The following is an 887-nucleotide window of genomic DNA, read 5'->3' on the forward strand; positions in this document are numbered from 1 at the left end:
TGCCGGTGCGTCTGCATTCGGAGGATGTGGTGACCGATGTCTTCGGCACCAGCCACCGGCTCGACGCCATCATGAAGACAATGGGCGAGCGCAGGCGCGGTGTCATCGTCTATCTCAGAGAAGGCTCCGTCGGCGTTGCGCATCAGGAGCGCAAGCGGCCGGCAAGCGGCGACCGCGAGGATCACGAAGAGGCGCGCCGCCGTGAAAACGAGTGGCGCGAGATCGGGCTAGGCGCCCAGATACTCAAGGATCTCGGCATCTCCTCGATCAACCTGATCGCCTCGCGCGAACGCCACTATGTCGGCCTTGAAGGTTTTGGCATCCACATCGCCAAGACCGAGATCCTCTGAGCCTCCCGTCGATCCGGTTGCCGGAGAAGACGGATGAATGCGTCCCTGCCTTCCAGCCAGCGCAGCGAGCGGCTTTTGCTGCGCCGCCCAGAAGAGGCTGATCTGGATTTCCTGATCGATCTCTTTTCGCGCCGGGAACTTGTTGCGCATCGTCCGGGCCCTGTCCCGGATACAGCCCAGCAGAGCGCCGCGCGGCTGACGCGCGACATCGGTCATTGGCACAAGCACGGCTTTGGCCGCTGGGCGGTCGAGGCGGATGAAAAGCTGGTCGGCTTCGGCGGCGTCACGGTATCGGCGGATTTCGACGGTCTGAACCTGTCCTATCATCTTCATCCGGCGAGCTGGGGACATGGCTATGCCACGGAATTGGTGACGGAAGCACTGCGCACCGCGTTCGGCCCCTTGCGTGCCGATCGGGTTGTCGGCCTCGTCCGCCCCGCCAATCCGGCTTCGCGACGGGTGCTGGAGAAATGTGGCTTCGTCTTCGAAAAAGAGGTGATTCTGCACGGGGCGCCAACGATAGTTTTGGCATTGGCG

At 63.0% G+C, this 887-nt stretch carries 1 protein-coding gene and 1 pseudogene; both read left to right on the forward strand.

The genetic code is table 11. The annotated features are described in order from the left end of the window. Window positions 1–350, forward strand: a pseudogene (locus EN879_RS37445) (3,4-dihydroxy-2-butanone-4-phosphate synthase); the annotation flags it as partial. 33 nt (window positions 351–383) lie between these two features. Then, window positions 384–887 (forward strand): GNAT family N-acetyltransferase (locus EN879_RS37450; protein ID WP_164774919.1); only part of this gene is annotated, 504 nt, incomplete at its 3' end.

This window comes from Mesorhizobium sp. M7A.F.Ca.AU.002.02.1.1 (assembly GCF_003998535.1).
GTDB classification, from domain to species: domain Bacteria; phylum Pseudomonadota; class Alphaproteobacteria; order Rhizobiales; family Rhizobiaceae; genus Mesorhizobium; species Mesorhizobium ciceri.